The organism is Faecalibacterium sp. BIOML-A4 (assembly GCF_009679665.1).
GTDB lineage: Bacteria > Bacillota > Clostridia > Oscillospirales > Ruminococcaceae > Faecalibacterium > Faecalibacterium taiwanense.
Genome location: NZ_WKZG01000010.1, coordinates 1 through 23,226 on the forward strand (window position 1 = coordinate 1; position 23,226 = coordinate 23,226).

The following is a 23,226-nucleotide window of genomic DNA, read 5'->3' on the forward strand; positions in this document are numbered from 1 at the left end:
TACACCAAGTGGTGCGAGGATAATCTGGAATCGCCTGTTCCGCAAAAGAAGTTCAGCCAGTTCCTGCTGAAAAATGCCGGGAAGTATGGCCTGACCTTTTCCAAGCACATCGAGGGAAAATACCGCGGCTTCCGGGGCGTATGCGTCCACCCCGCCTTTGCTGCGGCATAAAACACACGAAAAGTGAAATTCTCCCGCCCCACGCGCCCCAAATCAGTGGTTTCGACTTGTTATCGCTGTTTTCTTAGGGCGCGTATCTACCCTTTCCGGGCGGATGCGGGGCGGCAACACGCCCTTCGGGGCGGGAAAGAAACTAAGATGCGCCCCAAAAGGGCGCGTACAATCCAGTCATGCGCCCTGTAAAACCAACATAGAAAGGTACTTTTGTGTAGTTTGGGGCGCATGGGGCGCGTAAATTCAAGTTCTCGCACTTTTTTAGGCTGCTGCTTCGGGTCAGGAGCGGCAGACCCTTACATATTTACCGGCCCATAAGGTTGCCGCTCAACCGGAGCTGCACCGGGTCTGGAGAAGTGCAAAGGAGACATGCCTATGACGAATGTCCGCAAAAATTCCGCCAAACTGACCCGTGAGGACTTGAAAATCGCGCCCGAATCCCCTACAATGAAATTGTCCGAAACCCCTGCCGTAGAACCTTCTGACCAGACCAGCAAAACCGTCCGACACGCCCCGCTCGTTTACCGGGTGGAGGAGATTGCCCAACTGTTGGCGATTTCCAACCGTGCTGCGTACAATCTGTGCAACACCACGAAAGACTTCAAGGTGATCCGCCTCGGTACCAGCATCCGGGTAAGCAAGCAGAGCTTTGACGATTGGTTTGCAGCGGTCTGAGGGAGGGAACATCTATGGCATCTATTATGAAACGTGGCAACACGTATTCCGTCCGATACAACTACAAAGATCATGCTGGCAAGCCCTGCAAGGGCTGGGAAACCTTCAAGACCAAGGCCGAAGCGCAGGAGCGCAAGATCACGGTGGAGAAGGAACTGCTGGACGGCACCTTCCTCGTGCCCGACACCATGACGGTCGAGGAGATGCTGTACAAGTGGATCCCCATTCAGTCCAGCAAACACAAGTGGTCTCCCAAGACCTACACCCAATCTGTGGCGATGGTGCAGAACCTCATCGTGCCGTATATCGGAAAGCGGAAGGTGCAAGACCTCCGCACCTACGACATTGAGCAGTTCTACGCCACCCTGAGCCAGACCCCTTGCGGCCAGTACGTTCACGGCGAAAAGCAGGAGCTGACGGAAAATCAGAAGAAACGGCTGTTATCCAGCACGTCCATTCACGAAGTCCACACGCTCCTGAAGACCGCCTTTTCGTATGCCGTTGACTGGGATCTGATTCACAAATCGCCTACTCCCCGTGAAGCCCCCAAGATCAACACCGAAGAACGCACCATCTGGGATGAGCGCACCATGTTGGCGGCGCTGCAGACCATCGAGAACCCCGCTCTGCATCTGGCGGTGCACATGAGCATGATCCTCTCGCTCCGTGAGGGCGAGATCCTCGGCTTGCAGCCGGAAGACCTCGACTTTGATGCAGCAGACGGACGGGGAACCATCTCGGTGAACAAAGCTCTGCAGCGTGCCGACAAGGTTGCCTTGTCCAAGATCGACCCCACCCAGATCTACCACACCTTCCCGGACAGACGGGAGGGGAGTAAGTCCTCGCTGATCCTTAAGCGGACTAAGACCAAAAAGTCCAACCGCATCCTGTACATGACCAAGCCCTTGAAAGAGGAGCTTCTGGCATGGCTGGAAAAGATGAAGCAGGACGAGCAGAGCGCCCCGGAAAAGTACAGCAACTGCGGTCAGCTGTTCCGCTTACCAGACGGCTTACCCATTGCCCCGGACGTTCTGACCAAGTGGTACCGTATGTGGCGGGCAGAGCACCCGGAGTTTGAGAAGATCGTGTTCCACGGTCTGCGCCACTCCAGTGCCACCTACCAGCTGCTGCAATCTGGCGGTGACTTCAAATCGGTGCAGGGCAACACCGGCCATGCAACCGCCACCGTCCTGATGGACACCTACGCTCACACGCAGGACAAGCCCCGGTTGGAGTTGACCGAGAAGATCGAAGCCGACTTCTACTCGCAGGACGTAGCAGGTGCAAAGCCGCAGGAACCCCCGGAAAACAAAACGCCGGTGGCAACAAAAATCACGGGTAAAATGATCCTTGAAGCCATCCGGCAGATGGACGCAGAGGAGCGCCGCGAGCTGACGCGGGTACTCTTCGCGTAAAAGATTCTTTTTTGTGCAGCGAAATACACGCTGTGCAAGCGATGTAAAGATTTCATGGCTTTTTTGTAAAGTGTGCAGGAGATGTGCAAAAATGTGCAGCCCCTGCCAGAAAAACAAAAAAGCCATGAAATCTTTCGATCTCACGGCATTTTCTGGTGCGATGGAAGGGACTCGAACCCCCGGCCTACTGATTCGTAGCGCACGCCGGGCGATTCCCTCAATTTTTGGAAGTTACGTTTTAACGTCATTTCTTTGCGATACATCGCAGGTTTTGAACTTCGAGTTTCTGCACCCTTTGTCCGATTTTGCAACGATTTGCACCCTTTGCACGTTTTGAAACCGTGCAAAAACCGTGCACTCACTCCCGGACAAACTAAAAACCACTTCATCCGACAACGACTTGACGGCATTGGTTCGAGTGACCGCACACCAAAAATCAAGTCTTGGAGGATATGACTATGACAAAATTGCTTTCCTGCCGCTACAACATGGACACCAACCGGGTGGAAGCCCTGTTCGCGGATGGCACCACCGTTGTCATCGACTGCATTACCGTGGAGGACGAGTACGGCAACACCCCGGCACAGCGGGCAGAACTGGACTGGCTGCTGTATAATAAGCCCTTGGAGTACGCACAGATGGTGCTGAGAGGGGAGATGGAGCATTATCTTTCCCTCGGCTGTGACCACGGCAGGCTGGAAGATTGAGCCTTAGAAAACGCGCGGCAAAAATGCTAATCGCGCGGCGCGCGTTTTTATCGCTGACTTTTATTCAGGCAACATTGCACGCGTGCATTCCAGCGTGCGATTCCACTTTTCCGAAATTCAATCGTATTACAGTTTATTTTTACAGGTTCTCACTTTCACGTCGCACCTTCCCACGCATGAAGAATGCACGCCCGTGCGATCTTTGTTCGCGGTTTATTCGCGGTCAGCCGGATTTATTCGCGCTTTGTTCGCGCGATTGCGCGTTTTCAGCGTAAATTCAGCGTAAACCATGCCAAGTCAGCGTATTTTCAGCGTAAATCCCGGGAAGTCAGCGTAAATAACCATTTACCATATATAATAATGCCCGCCCACCTGTGGAAAGCCACAGTGGGCGGGCATTCTGCGTTTTCAGATGGACTGGAACCCTTTGCCGATGATCTCGCTGGAGTTGACAATGGTCAGAAAGGCCTCCGGGTCCTCCCGGCGCAGGAAATCCCGCAGCAGCCCTGCCTGCCGCCGGGTCAGCGCCACCATGATCATGGTGCGGGGCTCGCCGGTGTACACGCCGGTGGCGTTCTGCTGGGTCGCTGTGCGTCCCAGTGTTTCCGTAACGAAATGCCGGATGGGCTCCGGCCTTGAGGTGATGACCGTACACACCTTGCGGAGATTCAGGCTCTCGATGGCTGTATCAACGATGGTGCTGCGCCCGATGAGTCCCAGCACGCAGTACATCCCGGTCTGCGGGCCGTAGAGGTAAGCCGCAAACAGCACCGTGCCGATATCGCTGAGCAGCAGAGCCCTGCCGATCTCCACCTTGATGTACTTGTGCAGGATCATCGCCACGATCTCGGTGCCGCCGGTGGATGCCCCGATGTTGAATACGATGCCGCTGGCAATGGCAGGCAGCGCCACCGCAAAGCACAGCTCCAGCAGGGTATCATCCGTCAAAGGCTGGGTCATAGGAAACAGCTTTTCGCACATACTGGAATAAAAGCTGAGCATGAAGGAGGAGTACAGTGTCCAACCCATGGTCTTTATGCCCAGAAAGACGCAGCCCAGCACATCCAGCACCGCATTGGTGATCCACATAAAGGTGCTGACGCTCAGAGCCGGAAAGCAGGTGGCCAGAACGATGGAAAGACCGGTGGTGCCGCCAAATACAAAGTGGTTGGGCGCACAGTAAAAGTTCAGTGCTACTGCATAGATGATAAGTCCCAGATTCAGCAGTAGAAAAAAGCGTGCGCCGCTCCACAGCTGTGCCGGAGTCAGGTTTTTGCGCAGACCGTTCTTGATCGCTTCCATCTCAGTCCAGATGCTCCTTTACATCCATCAGCCGGGTGATGATGCAGTCTGCGGCGGACTGGTCCAGCGGCTCGCCGTGGCGGGGCTTCAGTGCCAGCACCTTCAGCCCTGCCGCCTTTGCGGAGGCAATGCCTGTGGGAGAATCCTCCACCGCAATGGCCTTGTCTGCCGTCAGCCCCAGAGCGTTCAGTGCCTTGAGATAGATGTCCGGCGCAGGCTTATGGGCGGCGCAGTCCTCGCCGCTGAAAGCAAAATCCACCATGGCTTTCAAGCCGCCCTCCGTGAGCATCTTCATGATATCCGGTGCTGCGCTGGAGGACGCCACCGCCACCTTCAGTCCACGGCTGCGGAGCGCATTCATCAGGGGCTCTGCCTGCGGGTCGGTAAGCTTGCCGTAGGGGGTGGGGCGAGCCTTGCGGTACTCCCGGTAAGCCATCAGCATCTCCTGACGGCGCACAGGGTCGTTGGGGACAATGGCTTCCCAGATGGCTTTTTCGTTGGAGCCGATGAAGTTGCCCTCCGGGATGGGGATGCCGTTTTCCAGCAGAAAGTTTTTACGGCGGTTCTCGTAGTAATATTCCGTATCTGCCAGCACCCCATCCATATCAAAAATCACTGCTTCAATCATTCTTCATTTCCCTCTTCATCAAAAAAGGGGAGGGGCAAGCCCCTCCCCCAAGCATGGGTCTATTGATCCCAGTCGATCGCTTAGTACTCCAGCTTCCACATATAGCGGCGCAGGGTCAGCGGATGCTGACGGACGTAGGACAGCTCCTCAGCATAGACGCGGAACACGGCGGTGTGCATCATCGGGTTGAAGTAGGTGATGACGCTGCTGTCCACAGCATTGCCCAGACCGTAATCCTTTGCATCCACAACAGTGGTCAGAGCATCGAAGCGGTGCAGGAAGGTCAGTGCGCGGGCATCCACGGGACGGGTCTTGCCGTCGTTCATCAGCAGGATGAAGGGCACGTCCTTGTCCACGATCTCGAAGGGGCCGTGGAAGAACTCGCCGCTGTGGAAGGAGCCGGAGTTGACCCACTGCATCTCCATCATCAGGCAGATGGAGGTGGAGTAAGCGACCTCCATGGAAGCGCCGCTGGACATGACGTAGACAACGGGAGCGTCCTTGTACTTCTCAGCGAACTCCTTGGCAGACTTGCGGGCAGAGTTGGCAGCGTTCTCGGCAGCCTCGAACACGTTGGTCAGGCCCTCGATCATCTTGTCGTACTTGTCGAAGCCTTCCACCTGCTGCAGGATCTCCACAGCCAGTGCCAGAACGTAGCCCATCTTCTCCAGCTTGGCAGCGTAGTTTGCCTCAAAGCCGTGAACGATGGTGTAGTCAGCTTCCTTGGTCAGGGCAGAACCGGCAGCGTGGGTAACGCTGACAACGGTTGCACCGGCAGCCTTTGCCACGCTGTTGGCCTTGACGGTCTCAGGGGTGCTGCCGCCCAGAGAAGCGGTGATGACCACGGTGGTGTCGCCCAGCCAATCGGGGGTATCGTAGTTGAACTCGTTGGCGGTGTAGTGTGCCACACGCAGCTTCTTGCTGCAGTTTGCCAGGAAGTACTTTGCGGGGTACAGCTCTGCCTTGGAAGCACCGCAGCCAACAAAGGCCACGTTCTCCACGTTGTGCTTTGCCACGATGTCTGCCACGATGGACTTGACGTTTGCCAGATCAATGTTATACATAATGCAATCCTCCAAATTATTTTTCTTTTTGTTCTGATGAATCACAAATTACAGGCGTACGGATATCTATGTAAGCCGGAAACCCGGTTACACCAACAGACCAAGGGCGTTGATGGCAACACCGCCCACGATGCAGATGCCCAGCAGCCAGCCGGTCTTGACCTTTTTGCGGATCAGGGTGTACATCAGCATCACGATGCCAAGGTTCAGAAGGTTCGGCAGAATGCTGTTCAGCACATCCTGCAGCACCAGACCGGTGCTTGCGAAGGTAATGGGGGTAGTCAAACCCACCATGCTTGCCACCATGGCACCAATGACCATCAGGCCTACGATGCCGCAGACGTACATCAACTTGTCCATCATGCCGCCGTTGAGCTTGGTCAGGTACTTGCTGCCCATGGTGTAGCCCAGCTTACCGGCAAACCATGTGACCAGCACAGAGGGGACGATGGAGATGATCATAGCCAGAATGGGGCCCAGAACGCTGCCCTGCTGTGCCAGAGAGATGCCCAGACCAAAAGCGATCAGGCGGACAGTGCCCTGGAAGAAGGAGTCGCCCACGCCGGACAGGGGGCCCATCAGCGAGGTCTTGACGGCGTTGATGGTCTCCGGGTTGAAGTTCTCACGGTCGGCGGCGTACTGCTCCTCCATGGAAGCAGCCAGACCCAGCGTAAAGGCACTGGTCTGGGGGGTGCAGTTGTAGAACGCCATCTCACGCTCGTAGGCTTCCTTTTTGTGCGCCAGCTGCTCGGGGTCGTTCTCGTTGGGGTACAGCTCGTCCAGCGTGGGAGCGATGCCGTACAAAAAGCCCATGTTCATCTGACGTTCGTAGTTCCAGGAGGCCTGAATGTTCAGGGAACGCCACATAAACTGGAAGTATTTCTTGAAGTCGCTGCGCTTTGCAGTCTTGGTTGCGTTGCTCATTTCAGCTTCCTCCTATCAAAGATCGTCATCTTCCAGCGGGTCGTAATCCGGGTTGGCAGCAGCTGCACCGGCAGCGGCTGCGGCGGGTGCGCCCTTGCCATACTTCAGACCGGTCAGGATCACAGCCAGAATTGCGGCGAAGATTGCCACAGCGGTAACATCCAGACCCAGATAACCCACAAAGAAGAAGCCCAACAGGAAGTAGACGGTCAGGTCGCGGTTGAGCATGGTGGACAGCAGCAGGGCAATACCGTAAGCGGTAAGGAACTTACTGCCGAGGTTCAGGCCATCGGTCAGCCATGCGGGGATGAAAGCCACGATCTTCTGCACCAGATCTGTGCCGAAGTAGACGGACAGGAAAATGGGGATGAAGTACATCAGGCTGTACAGCACTGTGCCCCAGACGATGTGCATACTCCATGCCTTGCGGAACTTGCCTTCTGCAATGGCGTGGTCGGCAACGTGGGTCAAGTTGGACAGGATGGTGCGCATCAGCACGCCCAGCATCTGGCCCAGAACAGCGATGGGGATGGCCAGCGCCAGTGCAGTCTCGGCAGAAGCATCGGTCAGGATGGCAAAAGCTGCGCAGATGATGGCAGCCATGTTCATGTCCGGGGGTGCGGCTGCGCCGATGTTCACGATGCCAAGGCTCATCAGCTCGATGGATGCGCCAAGGGTCAGGCCGGTCTGCAGATCACCCAGCAGCGCACCGACGATGGTGCAGGTGATGAGCGGACGCTCGAAGTTCATGCGGCCCAGAATGCGCGAGTCCAGAATACAGAACACGCCAACCAGACCCAGAAGCAATGCGGTAACAAACATGGGTCAAATCCTCCTTCTTATCTCCTTACGATCAGGTGTGATCGATGGGTACTACCTTAAAGGTGGGGGTCTGCTGGCTGTAGATCTTAATGCCCATATCCAGCAGCTTCTGGGTGTCTGCCTGCTCCTCCGGGGTCAGGAATACCGACTGGTCAAAGGCCTTGGAGCCGGGCTTATTTGCCACAGCGCCGTAGTTGATCTCTTTGATCTTGGGGTATGCCTGGCAGAACTTGAGCAGCGCAGCGGTGTTGCCGAAGATCATCATGATCTTCTCGTCCAGCTGCTCCACCTTTGGCATCTTGGCGATGGCCTTGTCCACCGTAAAGATGTTCACCCGGACACCGGCAGGCTTGCTTAGCAGCAGGGCGGACTTTTTCATCTCGTCGCTGGCAGCGTCATCGTCCACCACGATGATGCGCTGTGCGCCCACATGGCCGGTCCACGAGAATACCACCTGACCGTGCAGCAGGCGGTAGTCCAGACGTACTAATTTGATCATAGGTCATCCTCCTCATCTTGGGCTGCGTTTTTCAGCAGCAGGTTGCAATCAATGATCTGCGCCTTGGCATCTGCAATGCACTCGGCCAGTTCGTCCTGTGTCAGGGCTTCGTCGTTGGAAGCAAGGGTCAGCACCAGAGAAGCGTTCATGCCGCAGATCAGGTGCACCGCCGGATACTCCGGCAGAAGGGTCAGCATCTCGTTGTTCACGCTGCCGCCCATCACATCGGTCACGATGTACACAGCATCCTCTGCTGCAAAGCCCTCCAGCAGCCGGCGTGCCGCTACCGTGATAGGCTCGGTCTCATCCCGCAGGGTAGCAAGGGCATAAAGGTTCGGCAACTCACCAAGGATCATCTGCACGGTGTCCTTCATTCCGGCGGACAGCCCTCCGTGCGAAGCAAGAATGATTCGGTTCATACGCATCCACGACCTTTCTTGTGTTTCCTTCATCTCTTCGACGTCCGTGTCATCCTATTCGTTATAGACGTCATAATCGTCATGTACATAGTACCACATTTTGCACAGACGTCAAGAGGTTTTGTTAAAATAATCTCAGCTTTGGTAACGTGCACAAAGCCGAGCCGTCACATTTTTGCAGTTTCACCAATAACCCTCCGTAGAACGACAAAAAGAGCGTCTCTTCCGCACGGAAGAGACGCTCTTTTGAGGGAATGGATCTGCGCTTAAAACTCAAACATATACCGACTTCCAATATAATACTGCCGCCCGATGCACAGCGGGTGGTCATATTGGTCATGGAAGTAGGCGTTCAGATACAGCAGCGGCTCGCCCAGCGAAAGGTTGAGCAGCTGTGCCTGTTCTGCTGTGGCGCGAACTGCCTCTATACGCTGACGGCCGGTCGTCGCAGGACGCAGCCCGGAGATGTGCTCAATGGCGTCAAACATGGAAACATCATTGAGGTTCTCGCTCATCAGGTTCTTATAAGGCTCGTAGGGCAGGAACAGGTTCTCCAGAAAAACCGGCTGACCATCGGCGGTGCGCAGACGCTGGATATAGATGAGCAAGGCTTCCGGGCCTACATGGAAGAAGGCTTCCTCATCCTTACGCACCGGCACGATCTGACGGTTCAGCAGCCGGGCACCCGGCACCATACCGTTTTCTTTGCAGGTCTCCGTAAAACTGGCAGCATTTCTGCCGCTGGTAAACTTGCGATGGATGCGGGGCTTACTGACAAAGGTGCCGCGCCCCTGCATTTTGACCAGATACCCTTCGGCGCACAGTTCTTCCACGGCACGGCGCACCGTGATGCGGCTGACCGAATACTCCGCGCTCAGTTCCGGCTCCGGGGGGATCTTCTCATTGGTTTTGTACTTGCCGCTCTCGATCGCGGCACGAATGTCATCCTTTACCTGCTGGTAAAGCGGGACGACAGCACTATCATTGATCGCCATGAAATACCTCCCCCTCAAATTGAGCATATCGTTATAAACATTATATTCATCTTATGGCTATGATAGTGCATATTCCGCGAATTGTCAAGTAAAACTTGCAGTCAATTTTTTGTGCGAGGTAACGGATGCGCCCCGTTCTGCGCAGGGCACCCCATTTTCCAGTGCCCTGCCGGGAAGAATCCAAAGAGCGGCGGAACGCTCGTTGGCACACGACTTTGCTTGCAAAGTCTAGTGTGTTACACCTTGGTTCCGGCTGATGCGGAAAAGGGGCTGCGAGCGGCTCCGGCAAGCACCTGTTCTGCGGCAGAAGGATGCGCGGATGGGCGTGGCAGTTGACGGTCTTTGCCCACCCAGCGCAGGCTTGCAGAGGAACCAATGGTGTACGTTCTCCTTCCTGCCGCAGCAGCGTTTTTCCCCTATAAGGCGCAAGGCAAATGATCAACGTCTGTGCTTTCCCCGGTTGCCTGCAAGTGTCCCCGGTTTTAGCATTGCCGTTTTATAAAGAATCTTCTTTATCAGCTTTCTTTCATCTTCTGTCAGCTTATCGTAGTTGATGCCGATTGTCTTCAATGCCGTTCGGATTTTCTTTTCATCCGCAGACCCTTCAAGTTTCTGTGCATCCTCCAGTTCCTTCATCAGGTTGTCGATCATTGCACCATCCGAAGTGGTCTTGTCCTTGCGGTGTTCCGTCTTGATGTTCTTCAGGATAGCCACCAACTCGTCATACAAGACCCGACCAAAGTACTCATCTTCATCGATCTGCCCCAGCTTCAAGGTGCTCATGTATAGATCGTTTTCATCTGCTGCATACTTCTTTTTCAGCATTTGCCGGGTCGCTTCCAGACCAGCATTGAGGTTTTGAATGTTTGCGCTGACATATCCATCCACATAGATTTCCAGATCGGTCATGAACCGCCGGAAATTCTCATGCACGATCAGTTCGCACAGCAGCCGATGATTGAATCTTCCATTCCTTAATACGTCCACTGCGCCATCGCTCAGATGCAAGTCCGAAAGGACTGCATCTGGGCGTTTTTTGTTTTCCGTCACACCCAGCAGGTAGTCGGTGGTCACGTCATAGAACTCAGCCAGCGTTGTCACCGCATAAATGCTGAGATCGGTCACATCGTCGCTCTCATATTTCGACAGTGCCGATTTGGACAGACCCGTCTGCTCTGCCAGCGTTTCCAGCTTCAGATTCCGCTCCACACGCAGGTCTTTGAGCCGTTCTCCCAGTGTCAGCTTGATGTTCATGGTCGCACCTCCGATGTTTTTTGCACAGTATACCACTTCCAGCGGTTCCTGTCCATAAGCGTGGAATTTTGCAGTTTCTGCACCTGTTTTCCGACATTATGGATATACGGCACAGCGGCCATCGTGGTGCTATCCTATAGACAGAAAGAAAACATATTAACTCCCCAGCAGCGAACATATTAAGGGCTTCCCGCGAAAGCCCTCTGAAATATCTTTCATAACAGAACCTTGAGAACAGAATGACCGTCCGAACTGCCCAGACCGCCAAGACCTCCCATCGGGGGAGCGAGCGCCCTGCATGGGGCCGACACAGAGTCCAAAAAGATTTCCTGTCGGGAGGCAGCAAGGGAGACCGGCTTTGAACGTGGCAGGGATCAAAACGATCCGTGCCAAAACCAAAGGATGAAACGTGTATATCGCCATTTGGTGAGCCCTGCCCGTAAAAAGTGCATTTTTTTCACGGAAGAAGTTCGTACAACCTGTACGGTCTGTACTTGTACGCACCTGTACGGCAAGCCGAAACAAATTAAAACGTGTTATCGTTTATATTTTGGATTTCTGTACGCCGTACAGACCGTACGGGTTATTTGAAGTCCGTACAGATTTTTTGTACACCCCAAGAAGGAGCGTGATCTATGAAAGCCCAATACGGCATTTTAAGATTTAAAAAGTACAAGGGACCTGCCATCAGCCCCATCGAAGCCCACAACGAGCGCACCAAGGAGCAGTACGCCAGCAACCCGGATATCGACACGAGCCGGAGCCGCTACAACCTCCATTTGGTGCAGCCGCAGGGCAGGTACCGGGAGGAAGCTGACCGCATGATAGCCGCCGCCCACTGCCGTGTCCGCAAGGACAGCGTGCGAGTGGTGGAAGCACTCGTCACCGCCAGCCCGGAGTTTTTCAAAGGCAAGACGCACAGCGAAGTCAAGGCGTACTTTGCGTACGCCCTGAAATTTTTGGAGGGCAGACAGCGCCCGGATACCTTTCTCTCTGCCGTTGTCCACATGGACGAGAAAACGCCCCACCTGCACCTCTGCTTTGTGCCACTGACCCCTGACGGACGGCTGAGCGCCAAGGAGATCATCGGCAACCGCAAGAACCTTGTGAGGTGGCAGGACGAGTTCTGGCAGCACATGGTCAAGCAGTACCCGGAGCTGGAACGGGGTGAAAGCGCCAGCCAGACCGGGCGGGAGCACATCCCGCCCCGCATCTTCAAGGAGATGACCCAGCTGACCAAGCAGAAGGAGCAGTTGGATGCCCTGCTGGTGGGTATCAATCCCTTCAACGGCAAGAGCCGAGCGGCGGAGATCAGCAAGGTGCTGGACAGCTATATCCCCAATGTGGCACGGATGAAGGACCAGCTGCGAAAGTACAACGTAGCCTTCACCAAGACCTCCGCCGAAAACGAAAAGCTGAAAGAGAAGAACAAGACGCTCTCTGCCTCGCTGGACAAAGCGACGGAAGGGAGCGTCTTGAAGCGTCTGGAGGATGCCAAGCTGCGGCAGAACTATGAAGTCGCCCTGAAAACGCTGGACAGCATCCCGCCGGAGGTCATTCGATTTTATGAGAACCGCACGCAGGAGCCTGCGATGCGCCATGATAAGTAAGGAGCAATGCCTATGTGTAATGAAATGTACGAGAATGTGAAATCTTTGGATTATACGAAAAAATCCTTGCAGTCGGACTCGGATCCGGCTACAATGGAGGTGGTCACTCGAACCAATGCCGTCAAGTCTCCGACCAACAGCCCTGAGACCACAAAGCTGGTGTACACGGTAAAGGAGGTCGCGCAGATGCTGGCCATCAGCCAGCGTGCCGCCTACAACCTGTGCAACAGCACCACCGAGTTCCGTGTCCTGCGGGCAGGCGGAAGCATCCGCATCCCGAAGGACAGCTTCGATGCGTGGCTCTACCGGGCAGCTTGATAAGGAGGCAAATCTATGGCATATATCACGAAACGCGGCAGCTCTTACAGTGTCCGCTACACCTATCAGGACGAGCACGGCAAGAGCTGCGACAAATGGGAGAGCTTTCCCACCAAAGAGGAGGCGGTGAAACGCCAGAAGCAGATCGAGCATGAGCTGGCGACCGGCAATTTCCTGATCCCGTCCACGGTGACGGTAGCAGAGTTCCTGATGGACTGGCTGCCCAAGCAGTGCAGCAAGCACAAGTGGGCACCCAAGACCTACCAGTCCAATCTGGCCCTCATCCAGAATCTCATCATCCCCTATATCGGGGAGATGCAGATGCAGAAGCTGCGGCCCTACCACATCGAAGCCCTGTACGACACCCTGAGCAAGACCCCCTGCGGGCAGTATGTGGGCGGCAAGCGGCGAGACCTCTCGCCCAAGCAACAAAAGCGCACCCTTTCCGGCACTACCCTTCATGAGGTCCACCAACTGCTGCACCATTCCTTTCTGCTGGCGGTGGAGTGGGGCATCCTCATCAAAAGCCCCGTCCCGGTGGAAGCACCCAAAAAGACCACCCAAGAGCGCAGCATCTGGGAGGTGGACGAGATGCGGGCAGCGCTGGACAGCATGGAGGACCCCATCCTGCATTTGGCGGTGCACCTGACGCTGGTGGGTGCGCTGCGGGAAGGGGAGGTGGCAGGTCTGACCCCGGAGGACATCGACTTTGATGCCGCCAACGGCATGGGCACCTTCACCGTCAACCGTTCCATGCAGCGAGTGCAGAAGGACACGCTGGCACAGGTGGACAAGGGCTGCATCCTCCGCATCTTCCCGGACAAGCTGGAGGGCAGCAAGACCTCCCTCATCCTGAAAGACACCAAGACCGAGGCCTCCTGCCGCACCATCTTCATGACCGCTGCCCTGCGGGAGGAGCTGAAGCAGTGGCTGGAACGCTTGAAACGGGAAGAAGCCCTCGACCCGGAGCGCTACCGCAACAGTGGGATGCTGCTGCGACTGCCCAATGGTCTGGCGGTGGAGCCGGTGCTCATCCGCAAAAAGTTCCTGAAATGGCAGGACGCACATCCGGAGTTCCCGCGTATCGTGTTCCACGGTCTGCGGCATTCCAGTGCCACCTATCAGCTGATGATCTCCGGCGGTGACATCAAGGCGGTGCAGGGGACCACAGGACACGCCAGTGCGGATATGCTGGTGAACACCTACGCCCATATCCAGCAGTCCTCCCGTGTGGAGCTGGGCAAGAAGTTTGAAAGCGGCTTCTATGCCAAGCCCGACGCTCCCAGCCCGCAGGCTGTACCCGCCGCAGGCGAACCCACCATCTCCATGACGGCTCTTTTGGAGTTGCTCAAGGATGCCGACCCGGAAATGAAGGCAAAGCTCCGCCTGGCACTGCTCACCTGATGCAAAAAAGGGCACTGATTGCAATGCAATACAGCGCCCTACATAATCGGACATGGATAACACCGACCGTGCAAAAACCGTGCAGAAACCGTGCACTCATGGCTTACAAAACAAAAAAGCCATGAAATCTTTCGATTTCACGGCATTTTCTGGTGCGATGGAAGGGACTCGAACCCCCGGCCTACTGATTCGTAGTCAGTCACTCTATCCAGCTGAGCTACCAACGCATACGTTCCGCTCGGAACATGATGTATTTTATCACTCAGACTGGGTTTTGTCAACCGTTTTTTGCAAATATTTTTATCTTTTTCAAAAAGCAGCATTTTTTATGATTTTTCTTGTATCGTTTTTGTCGTTCTTGTGCTATAATAGCTTTACCATATGTTTTTAATCTGTGTCCGTGCAGGGGTACAGGAGCTTTGCGGGCAGCACCGCGTGGAGGCTGCGCCGCCGGGTTTTCTCTGCAGCGAGACACCACGGAGGGTAGATCCTATGAAACTGGTAAGCGTGGAAACTCCCGAAAAGAGTGTCTGCAAAATGACCTTCAGCGCCAGCCCCGAAGAGCTGGAAGCTGCATCCAACGCCGTTTACGAACGCACCCGCGCCTCCTATACGATCCGCGGCTTCAAGAAGGGCGAAGCGGACCGCGCACAGATCGAGGCTGACCGCGGCGAGCACACCTTCTGGTACGATGCCATCAACGATCTGATGGACAAGGACGTGCCCGCGCTGTATGATGCCGCCATGGCAGAGCACGGCTTTGTGGCTGTTGACAATCCTGTGTACGATCTTGTGAGCGTAAAAAAGGACGAGGGCTTTGTGGCCACTGCCACTGTTGCCCTGCAGCCTGAGCTGAACCTGACCAAGACCACCGGCTTTACCGCCGAGTGCGTCACCCCGGAAGTGACCGACAAGGAGATCGACAATGTGCTGGAGCGCCGCCGCGCTGCTGCCGCTGAGCTGGTGCCGCACAAGGGTCCGGCCGTAAAGGGCAACATCGTACATATCGATTACGAAGGTCTGCTGGAGGGCAAGCCCTTCCAGGGCGGCACCGCAAAGAACCAGGCCGTCCAGCTGGGCAGCGGCCGCATGATCCCCGGCTTTGAAGAGGGCATTCTGGGCCACAAGGCAGGCGAGGAATTCGAGATCTTCGTCACCTTCCCGAACCGTTACCACGCAAAGGATCTGGCCGGTAAACCCGTCGTGTTCAAGATCAAGCTGATCGACGTATGTGTGCGCCAGATCCCTGCTCTGAACAGCGACTTTGCCAAGAAGGTTGCCAATCTGGACACCATGGACGAGCTGCGTGCACAGGTCAAGCAGCAGCTGCACGACGGCAAGCATGCCGGTGCGCTGAACCGTGCCAAGGATCAGATCCTGACCCAGCTGGCCGATGCTTCTGAGGGTGAACTGCCCAGTGTGCTGGTGGAGACCACCTACCAGCAGCAGATGGAGCAGATCCAGCAGCAGCTGCAGATGCAGCGCCTGAGCCTGGATCGCTACCTGAGCCAGATCCACGAGACCCGCGAGAGCTTTACCGCCAAGGTGCGCTCTTCTGCCGAGAAGACCGCCCGTGTGCACATGGCTCTGCTGCAGATCGCACAGCAGGAAAATCTGGTGCCCACCGAGGAAGATATCGATAAGGCTCTGGCCGCTCGTGCAGAGCGCGCCAAAAAGACGCTGGAAGAGATCAAGGAAAAATCCGATATTCCCGCCATGCGCCGCAACGAGGGCATCCGCAAGGCTGCCGACTGGGTGATCGAGCACTCCACCATTGAAGAAAAGTAAGTTCTGATACAGAGAAAGCCCGTGCAGTTTCCGGCTGCACGGGCTTTCTTTTTTTATTTGAAGGGCAGGGGATATCAGCTCAGAAGGTTGAAGCCCATGATGACCACGCCCAGCACCACCAGCACAATACCGGTGGCACGGTTCAGGGTCTTGGGGTCTGCCTTATTGGCAAACACAGCGGCAATGCGCGCCCACAGCAGGGTGAACACCACGCACAGCGCCCAGACGAACCAATTGGGCGCACCGCCGATCATAAAGTGGGAGACAGCACCGGTCAGGGCGGTGAAGGCCATAATGAACACGCTGGTGCCCACGGCGGTCTTCAGCTCGTAGCCCAGCACACTGGTGAGGATGAGCAGCATCATCATGCCGCCGCCTGCGCCGATGAAGCCGCAGATGAAACCGATGAGCACACCGCACACGATGGACTGGATGGCACGCTTTTTGGCGCTGACACCCTGCATAGCTTCCTTGGTCGTCATGACCGGGCGCACAATGAACTTGACGCCCAGCAGGAAGGTCATGAACACCGAGAAGCCGCCCATGGTGGCCGAGGGCATTCTGCTGGCCACCCAGCTGCCCACCACCGTGAACACCAGCACGCTGGCCATCATGATCAGGCCGTTTTTGATATCCAGGTTCTTGTTTTTGTGGTAGGTATAGGCCGAAACGGCGCTGGCCAGCACATCCGAAGAAAGGGCGATGCCCACCGCCATATAGGGGTCCATGTGCAGGAAGGTGATGAGCATGGGGCTGATGACCGCCGCCGCGCTCATACCGGCAAAGCCGGTGCCAAGGCCGGCCCCCATGCCGGCAAAAAAGGTGACAAGAACCGTAAACAACACGTTCATTTTATGCGTTCTCCTTTATAATTTCGTCCAGATTTTTCCCGATCAGCTCCATGGTCCGGAAAAAGACCTCCTGATCGGCCGGCTCCACATGATCCAGCAGGCGCTTGAAAAAGGCGTTCTGCACGGCACGGCCCCGGCGGATGATCGGGTCTGCCTTGCCGGTGCAGAGCAGCTTTGTTTTGCGGCGGTCGCTGGCCACGGCATAGCGTTCCAGATAGCCCTCCTGCACCAGCTTGTCCACATTCATGGAGACGAGATTTGCCTTGATATGGCGCACCTCCACGATATCGCGGGCGGTTTTGTAATCCGGGTTGTTGGCGAGGAACAGCAGGATGTCCAGCGCCGTCTGCGACAGGCCAAGCTCCTGACACAGCGGCTTGCAGACGGCATTGTACGCCTGCGCGGTCTTGATGGAAAATTCGATATTCGGGTTCACAGCAGGTCCGTCCTTTCATCTTTGAATGATTCATTTTTGAAGTATTATAGTGCAGAAGAGGAGAGATGTCAAGAGAAAAAGAGGTCCTGAAAAGCCCACAGGCTTTTCAGGACCTCAAAACCAAACGAATATTTCAGAACAGCACCACAGCCGCCAGACGCACCAGCAAAGCACACAGCCATGCCACGGTGCACTGGTTCACCACCATGATGACCGCCCACTTGTTGCCCAGCTCCCGCTTGACCGATGCCACTGCCGCGATGCAGGGGGTGTACAGCAGGCAGAACACCAGCAGGGGAGCCGCCTGCGCCGGGGTGAGGGCCGCCGACAGCGCAGCTTCGGAGCCAAAGAGGATGAGCAGCGAGGACACCACGCTCTCCTTTGCCATAAAGCCGGTGATGAGGGCGGTGGAGATGCGCCAGTCCGCAAAGCCCAAAGGCCCGAACAGCGGGGCGATGTCGCCCGCAATGCGGGCAAGGATGCTGGCCTGCGGGTCGGCGGTCAGCCGCAGCTGCAGGTCAAAGTTCTGCAAAAACCAGATGACGATGGTGGCCGCAAAGATCACCGTGAAGGCCTTCTGCAAGAAGTCCCGGGCCTTTTCCCACAGCAGCTGTGCCACGTTCTTCAGGCCGGGCAGGCGGTAGTTGGGCAGCTCCATGACAAAGGGCACCGCCTCGCCCTTGAACACCGTGCTCTTGAGCAGCAGTGCCGCCAGCACGCCCACCGCGATGCCGGTAAAGTACAGCAGCACCATCACAAGGCCCGCATACTGCGGGAAGAACGCCGCCGCAAACAGGCTGTAGATGGGCAGCTTTGCCGAGCAGCTCATGAACGGGGTGAGCAGGATGGTCATTTTGCGGTCGCGCTCCGAGGGCAGGGTGCGGCTTGCCATGACACCGGGCACGGTGCAGCCAAAGCCGATGAGCATGGGCACGATGCTGCGGCCCGAAAGGCCGATGCGGCGCAGCAGCTTATCCATCACAAAGGCCACGCGGGCCATGTAACCGGTATCCTCCAGCATGGAGAGGAAGAAGAACAGCACCACGATGATGGGCAGAAAGCTCAGCACGCTGCCCACGCCGGTAAAGATGCCGTCGATGAGCAAGGAGTGCACCGCCGCATTGACGTTCCAGTTGGTAAGCGCCGTGTCCACGATGCCGGTCAACGCGTCGATGCCCGTTTCCATCAGGTTCTGGAAGAACAGGCCGATGACGTTGAAGGTAAGGAAGAACACCAGACCCATGATGGCGATAAAGGCCGGGATGGCGGTGTACTTGCCGGTGAGGAATTTGTCGATGCGGTTGGAGCGCAGCTGCTCTTTGCTTTCGTGGGGCTTGACCACCGTCTTGGCTACCAGCTCCTGAATGAAGGAGAACCGCATATCCGCAATGGCGGCGGCGCGGTCCAGCCCGCGCTCCTGCTCCATCTGCACGATGATATGCTCAATCATCTCTTTTTCGTTCTGATCCAGCTTCAGGGCTTCCTCAATGCGCTGGTCGCCCTCCACCAGCTTGGTGGCGGCAAACCGCACCGGGATGCCCGCCGCCTTAGCGTGGTCCTCGATCAGATGGATGATGCCGTGGATGCAGCGGTGCACCGCGCCGCCGTGGTCGTCCTCACTGCAGAAATCCATGCGGCCGGGCCGCTCCTGATACTTTGCCACATGAAGGGCGTGGTCTACCAGCTCATCCACGCCCTCATTCTTGGCAGCAGAGATGGGAATGACCGGGATGCCCAGCATGGCCTCCATCTTGTTGATGCGCACCGTGCCGCCGTTGCCGCGCACCTCGTCCATCATGTTCAGCGCCAGCACCATGGGGGTGTCCAGCTCCATGAGCTGCATCGTCAGGTACAGGTTGCGCTCGATGTTGGTGGCATCCACGATGTTGATGATGCCGGTGGGCTTTTCACCGATGATGAACTGCCGGGTGACGATCTCCTCGCTGGAATAGGGGGACATGGAGTAGATGCCCGGCAGGTCGGTGACCTCGGTCTCCGGGTGGCCCTTGATGGCACCGCTCTTGCGGTCCACCGTCACGCCCGGGAAATTGCCCACATGCTGGTTGGAACCGGTGAGCTGGTTGAACAGGGTGGTCTTACCGCAGTTCTGATTGCCCGCCAGCGCAAAGGTGAGGGTCCTGTCCTCGGGCAGGGGATTCTCCCCCTTTTTGATGTGGTATTTGCCGCCCTCGCCAAGGCCGGGGTGATCCACCATTTTATCATCTGCCGGAGCCGCCGACATTGCCGGGGCCTTTTCGGTGGGGGTGATGCCGATCTGCGCGGCATCGTCCAGCCGGAGGGTCAGCTCATAGCCATGGATGCGCAGCTCCATGGGGTCGCCCATAGGAGCCAGCTTGACCAGCGTGACCTCCACCCCCGGGATCAGGCCCATATCCAGAAAATGCTGGCGCAGTGCGCCGCTGCCGCCGACGGTATCCACAACAGCGCTTTTTCCGATCTGCAATTCTTTTAATGTCATAAGATCGACCTTCTCATTTTATCCACTGTCAACGTGTGTTAGTTTGTGTTAACAATAGTAATATAGGCTAACTTTGCGCGGTTGTCAATAGATAATATGGGGGAGATGCCTGCAAATCGAACCCTCTCAGACTCACTTTGTTCGCCAGCTCCCCCGAAGGGGGAGCTTTATTTGTGCTGACCGGAAGAAGCCAAGAAGCTCCCCCCTCGGGGGAGCTGGCATCGCGCAGCGATGACTGAGAGGGTTCGGCTTTTGGCATGGCGGCACAGTTTCCGGTTGAATTGCGAAGTGCACGGTTTCACCAGAGGCTCCCTCCCCGAGGGAGCCGGCAAAACCGTCAGGTTTTGACGGAAGGAGTTTGCACACAAAAAAGCACCGCATCCTCTCAGGCGGGAAGATGCGGTGCTCCGTTTTGATACGTTACTTCACAGTGTGGTAGCCATCAGGATTGTTCTTCTGCCAGTTCCAGCTGTCGGCACACATTTCCTCGATGCCGTATTCCGCCACCCAGCCAAGCTCGTTCTTTGCCTTGGTGGGGTCTGCATAGCACTCGGCAATGTCGCCGGGGCGGCGCGGGTCGATCACATAGGGGATCTCCTTACCGCAGGCCTTGGAGAAGGCGTGGATCACATCCAGCACGCTGTAGCCCTTGCCAGTGCCCAGATTGCAGATGAACAGGCCGCAGTTCGTTTCCAGCTTCTTGATGGCGCACACATGGCCGCGGGCCAGATCCACCACGTGGATGTAGTCGCGCACGCCGGTGCCGTCCGGGGTGGGATAGTCGTTGCCAAAGACATGCACCTTTTCCAGCTTGCCCACGGCCACCTTGGCGATATAGGGCATGAGGTTATTGGGGATGCCGTTGGGATCCTCGCCGATGAGGCCGGACTTGTGCGCACCAATGGGGTTGAAGTAGCGCAGCAGAGCCACGTTCAGGCTGGGGTCTGCCTTGCACACATCCTGCAGGATGCGCTCGGTGAACACCTTGGTCGTGCCGTAGGGGTTGGTGGTGGCACCGGTGGGGAAGTCCTCGGTGATGGGCACGCTGGCGGGGTCGCCATAGACGGTTGCGGAAGAGCTGAACACGAAGTTGTGGCAGTTGTGATGGCGCATCACGTCCAGAATGACCAGCGTGCAGTTGAGGTTGTTGTAATAGTATTCAATGGGCTTGGAAACACTCTCGCCCACGGCCTTGTAGGCTGCAAACTGGATCACAGCAGTAATGTCCGGGCACTCAGAGAAGATGTGCTCCACATCCTCGTGCTTGGTCATATCTGCCTTGTAAAAGCGGAAGTCCTTGCCGGTGATCTGCTTGATGCGGTCCAGCACCACCGGAGATGCATTATAATAGTTATCTGCCACAACAACGTCGTAGCCAGCGTTCAGCAGTTCGATGCAGGTGTGGCTGCCGATATAACCGGCGCCGCCGGAAACCAAAATTGCCATAGCCTAGTACCTCTCTCACTCATTTACATTACAGTTGATGCCGGCATTCCCCGGCCTTGCCTAAAGAATACCGCTTTTATGGCTCAGAATCAAGGGATGCGTCTTCTATTTAGATGAATTTTTGTTGCATCTTTGTTTTCGAGGTTTTGATTTAAAAACGTTTTTTGGCATTTTGTCATGGATAAAAGGCACGGTTTGTGCAAAACATAGAAATGGGGACGGGAGAACCCTCTCAGTCACGGCTTACGCCGTGCCAGCTCCCCCGAAGGGGGAGCTGGCTGCGACCATCGGGAGCAGACTGAGAGGGTTGTCGCCGTAGGCGACTGGGGGAGTTCTCCTCCTGCCACGCAAAAAACGTCTGCCGGAGCAGACGTTTTTGTGTGGTGCATCATTTTTTACAATTTTCCGCACTGCTTGCCGGTGAAAAAGCGCAGGGTGGTGGTGGCGCGGAACACCTTGCCTGCCCGCAGCACCGTGGTGGGGAACTCCGGGTGGGAAGGGCTGCAGGGGTAGTGCTGGGTCTCCAGCGCAAAGCCGCCGTACTTCTGCATGGGCACGCCGCCCTTGCCGGGGGTGGGGCAGTCCTGCAAAAAGTTTCCGGTGTACAACTGGATGCCCGGCTGGGTGGTGTACAGCTTCATGCTGATGCCGGTCTTTTCACTGGTGACCCATGCGCAGATGCTCTGGCTGGAGCCGCGGGCGCGGTCGATCACAAAGCAGTGGTCGTAGCCACCGCCCACCATGGTGGTCTGGGCAAAGCCGGTATCGATATCCCGGCCAATGAGCTTTCCCTCGGTAAAATCCATGGGGGTGTTTGCCACCGGCAGAATGGCACCGGTGGGGCAGGTCTGATTGTTGCCTTCCAGATAGTTGGAGGCATAGATGCGCAGCTTCTGGCCCAGAATATCGCCCTCACCGTTCAGGTTGAAGTAGCTGTGGTTGGTCAGGTTCACGATGGTATCCGCATCCGAAGAGACGCGGTAATCCATGCGGAAGGTATTGTCCTCGGTGAGGGTATAGCGCACCGCCAGCTTCAGGTTGCCGGGGAAGCCGTCCTCGCCGTCCGGGCTTTCAGCCTCCATGAGCAGGGTGTCGCCAAAGGCTTTCACCCGGTACAGCTTACGGGAGAAGCAGCCGTGCAGATGGTTGGGGCCGTTGTTTGCTTCCAGCTGGTAGGTCTTGCCGCCCACGCTGAAGGTGGCATTCTCGATGCGGTTTGCATAGCGGCCCACGAACGCGCCGCAGCAGGTGCTGCCGGAGGACGTGAAGTCATCCTCATAATCTGCCATGGTGTCGTGGCCCAGCACGACATCCACCGGGCCGTTCTTGGCCGGAACGATGATGTTTTTAATGATGCATCCGTAGTCCAGAACGCTCACCGTCAGGCCGCCGGGGTTGGAAAGGATGTACTCTGTAACATTTGCGCCCTGTTTGGTCACACCGAAGGGCTTGGAGCGGATCTGTGCCATTGGGCATTCGCCTCCTCAGATTTTACTCGGACATACAGTCAGGCAGACTTCCACTGTATTCTATCTTATTTATGATTATATCACAGTTTTCTATCTTTGTGGGGAACGGATTTTAGAATTTGCATCCAATTTTTCCAGCTATTTTTTGTTGAAATTATTCAGTTGGCGGGGCATGTAACCGGAAAGAGGAGCTTCCCGCGCAGAGCGTTTTCGCGTGGATTGAGTTTCACACCTTTTGCAAAAAGCGTTGCCGCCGGGTACGTTCTCTTTTGCGTGCCAAAAGAGAACCAGAAAAGCACCCGCTACTTTCGAGGCGCGGGAGGCACGAACTAGGGGCTGCACGCCCCTAGTAACCCCAAAGCAGAAAGGCTCCATACAAAAAATCCAAGTCGCTCCGCTAGAGGATTTTTTGTGTTGCGCCGATTTTGAGTCGCTGCGCGACGGCGGTACGCCGACAGCAGCACATGCCGCTTCCCGTTACGACCTTTCCCGTGAAAACGCAATGCCGGGCGGTCCGCAGACCGCCCGGCATTGCTCTATTATATAT

General features: G+C 56.2%; 21 protein-coding genes and 1 tRNA gene. 7 read left to right on the forward strand and 15 right to left on the reverse strand.

Translation table 11 applies throughout. The features are described from left to right. Positions 1-543 precede the first annotated feature (543 nt). From GKG34_RS08110 to GKG34_RS08120, 3 genes are all read left to right on the forward strand, one after another. Positions 544-849 carry a helix-turn-helix domain-containing protein gene (locus GKG34_RS08110; protein WP_006735272.1) on the forward strand — a complete coding sequence of 102 codons (306 nt, stop codon included), beginning with the start codon at positions 544-546 and terminating at the stop codon, positions 847-849. A 14-nt stretch (positions 850-863) separates the two neighbouring features. Next, a complete protein-coding gene (locus tag GKG34_RS08115) occupies positions 864-2,264 on the forward strand; it encodes a site-specific integrase (RefSeq protein WP_154255962.1) in 1,401 nt (466 codons plus the stop codon). 458 nt (positions 2,265-2,722) lie between these two features. Continuing rightward, positions 2,723-2,971 carry a DUF6061 family protein gene (locus GKG34_RS08120; RefSeq protein WP_015565010.1) on the forward strand — a complete coding sequence of 83 codons (249 nt, stop codon included), beginning with the start codon at positions 2,723-2,725 and terminating at the stop codon, positions 2,969-2,971. A gap of 408 nt (positions 2,972-3,379) precedes the next feature. Here GKG34_RS08120 and GKG34_RS08125 read toward each other — a convergent pair whose 3' ends face one another. The 9 genes from GKG34_RS08125 to GKG34_RS08165 form a co-directional block, all read right to left on the reverse strand. Beyond that, complete coding sequence (locus GKG34_RS08125; RefSeq protein ID WP_154252862.1) at positions 3,380-4,273, reverse strand: YitT family protein; 894 nt, start codon at positions 4,271-4,273, stop codon at positions 3,380-3,382. A 1-nt stretch (position 4,274) separates the two neighbouring features. Beyond that, the gene (locus GKG34_RS08130) at positions 4,275-4,901 is read right to left on the reverse strand and encodes an HAD family phosphatase (protein WP_154252861.1); all 627 of its coding nucleotides are present in this window, start codon (positions 4,899-4,901) and stop codon (positions 4,275-4,277) included. 80 nt (positions 4,902-4,981) lie between these two features. Further along, positions 4,982-5,965, reverse strand: coding sequence for an SIS domain-containing protein (locus GKG34_RS08135; RefSeq protein ID WP_055186628.1), 984 nt, complete (start codon positions 5,963-5,965; stop codon positions 4,982-4,984). Positions 5,966-6,052: 87 nt separating this feature from the next. Further along, positions 6,053-6,889 (reverse strand): PTS system mannose/fructose/sorbose family transporter subunit IID, encoded by an 837-nt coding sequence (locus GKG34_RS08140; protein WP_055186627.1) that lies wholly within the window; start codon positions 6,887-6,889, stop codon positions 6,053-6,055. Positions 6,890-6,904: 15 nt separating this feature from the next. Further along, positions 6,905-7,711 carry a PTS sugar transporter subunit IIC gene (locus GKG34_RS08145; protein ID WP_154252860.1) on the reverse strand — a complete coding sequence of 269 codons (807 nt, stop codon included), beginning with the start codon at positions 7,709-7,711 and terminating at the stop codon, positions 6,905-6,907. A gap of 31 nt (positions 7,712-7,742) precedes the next feature. Further along, a complete protein-coding gene (locus GKG34_RS08150) occupies positions 7,743-8,210 on the reverse strand; it encodes a PTS sugar transporter subunit IIB (RefSeq protein ID WP_113991723.1) in 468 nt (155 codons plus the stop codon). Further along, positions 8,207-8,635, reverse strand: coding sequence for a PTS fructose transporter subunit IIA (locus GKG34_RS08155; protein WP_173015238.1), 429 nt, complete (start codon positions 8,633-8,635; stop codon positions 8,207-8,209). The genes GKG34_RS08150 and GKG34_RS08155 overlap by 4 nt, the downstream gene beginning before the upstream one ends. A 260-nt stretch (positions 8,636-8,895) precedes the next feature. Continuing rightward, complete coding sequence (locus GKG34_RS08160; protein ID WP_154252858.1) at positions 8,896-9,624, reverse strand: GntR family transcriptional regulator; 729 nt, start codon at positions 9,622-9,624, stop codon at positions 8,896-8,898. Between the two features lie 438 nt (positions 9,625-10,062). Next, on the reverse strand, positions 10,063-10,878 hold the full coding sequence (locus tag GKG34_RS08165) for a helix-turn-helix transcriptional regulator (protein ID WP_154255963.1): 816 nt from the start codon (positions 10,876-10,878) through the stop codon (positions 10,063-10,065). A gap of 635 nt (positions 10,879-11,513) precedes the next feature. Between GKG34_RS08165 and mobV the strand changes: the two genes are divergently transcribed. The 3 genes from mobV to GKG34_RS08180 are packed head-to-tail and all read left to right on the forward strand — an operon-like array spanning position 11,514 to position 14,210. Continuing rightward, the gene (gene mobV / locus GKG34_RS08170) at positions 11,514-12,488 is read left to right on the forward strand and encodes a MobV family relaxase (RefSeq protein ID WP_154252757.1); all 975 of its coding nucleotides are present in this window, start codon (positions 11,514-11,516) and stop codon (positions 12,486-12,488) included. A gap of 24 nt (positions 12,489-12,512) precedes the next feature. Beyond that, positions 12,513-12,806, forward strand: a complete 294-nt coding sequence (locus GKG34_RS08175; protein ID WP_097777000.1) for a helix-turn-helix domain-containing protein — start codon at positions 12,513-12,515, stop codon at positions 12,804-12,806. Between the two features lie 15 nt (positions 12,807-12,821). Continuing rightward, positions 12,822-14,210, forward strand: a complete 1,389-nt coding sequence (locus GKG34_RS08180; protein WP_154252756.1) for a site-specific integrase — start codon at positions 12,822-12,824, stop codon at positions 14,208-14,210. 150 nt (positions 14,211-14,360) lie between these two features. Here the strand turns inward: GKG34_RS08180 and GKG34_RS08185 are convergent. Next, positions 14,361-14,437, reverse strand: a tRNA-Arg gene (locus GKG34_RS08185). Between the two features lie 265 nt (positions 14,438-14,702). On the opposite strand from GKG34_RS08185, the gene tig reads away from it, so the two are divergent. After that, entirely contained in the window at positions 14,703-15,998 is a 1,296-nt protein-coding gene (gene tig / locus GKG34_RS08190) for a trigger factor (RefSeq protein ID WP_154255964.1), read from the forward strand. Positions 15,999-16,072: 74 nt separating this feature from the next. Here the strand turns inward: tig and GKG34_RS08195 are convergent, their stop codons facing one another. The 5 genes from GKG34_RS08195 to GKG34_RS08215 all read right to left on the reverse strand — a co-directional run bounded on the left by GKG34_RS08195 (position 16,073) and on the right by GKG34_RS08215 (position 22,679). Further along, positions 16,073-16,849, reverse strand: coding sequence for a sulfite exporter TauE/SafE family protein (locus tag GKG34_RS08195; protein WP_154255965.1), 777 nt, complete (start codon positions 16,847-16,849; stop codon positions 16,073-16,075). A 1-nt stretch (position 16,850) separates the two neighbouring features. Then, on the reverse strand, positions 16,851-17,285 hold the full coding sequence (locus tag GKG34_RS08200; protein ID WP_347563442.1) for a MarR family transcriptional regulator: 435 nt from the start codon (positions 17,283-17,285) through the stop codon (positions 16,851-16,853). Positions 17,286-17,418: 133 nt separating this feature from the next. Next, positions 17,419-19,764 (reverse strand): ferrous iron transport protein B, encoded by a 2,346-nt coding sequence (gene feoB / locus GKG34_RS08205; RefSeq protein WP_154255966.1) that lies wholly within the window; start codon positions 19,762-19,764, stop codon positions 17,419-17,421. Between the two features lie 420 nt (positions 19,765-20,184). Further along, positions 20,185-21,210, reverse strand: a complete 1,026-nt coding sequence (galE, locus tag GKG34_RS08210; protein WP_005937424.1) for a UDP-glucose 4-epimerase GalE — start codon at positions 21,208-21,210, stop codon at positions 20,185-20,187. Positions 21,211-21,605: 395 nt separating this feature from the next. Further along, positions 21,606-22,679, reverse strand: a complete 1,074-nt coding sequence (locus GKG34_RS08215) for an aldose epimerase family protein (RefSeq protein WP_005938695.1) — start codon at positions 22,677-22,679, stop codon at positions 21,606-21,608. Between the last annotated feature and the right edge of the window lie 547 nt (positions 22,680-23,226).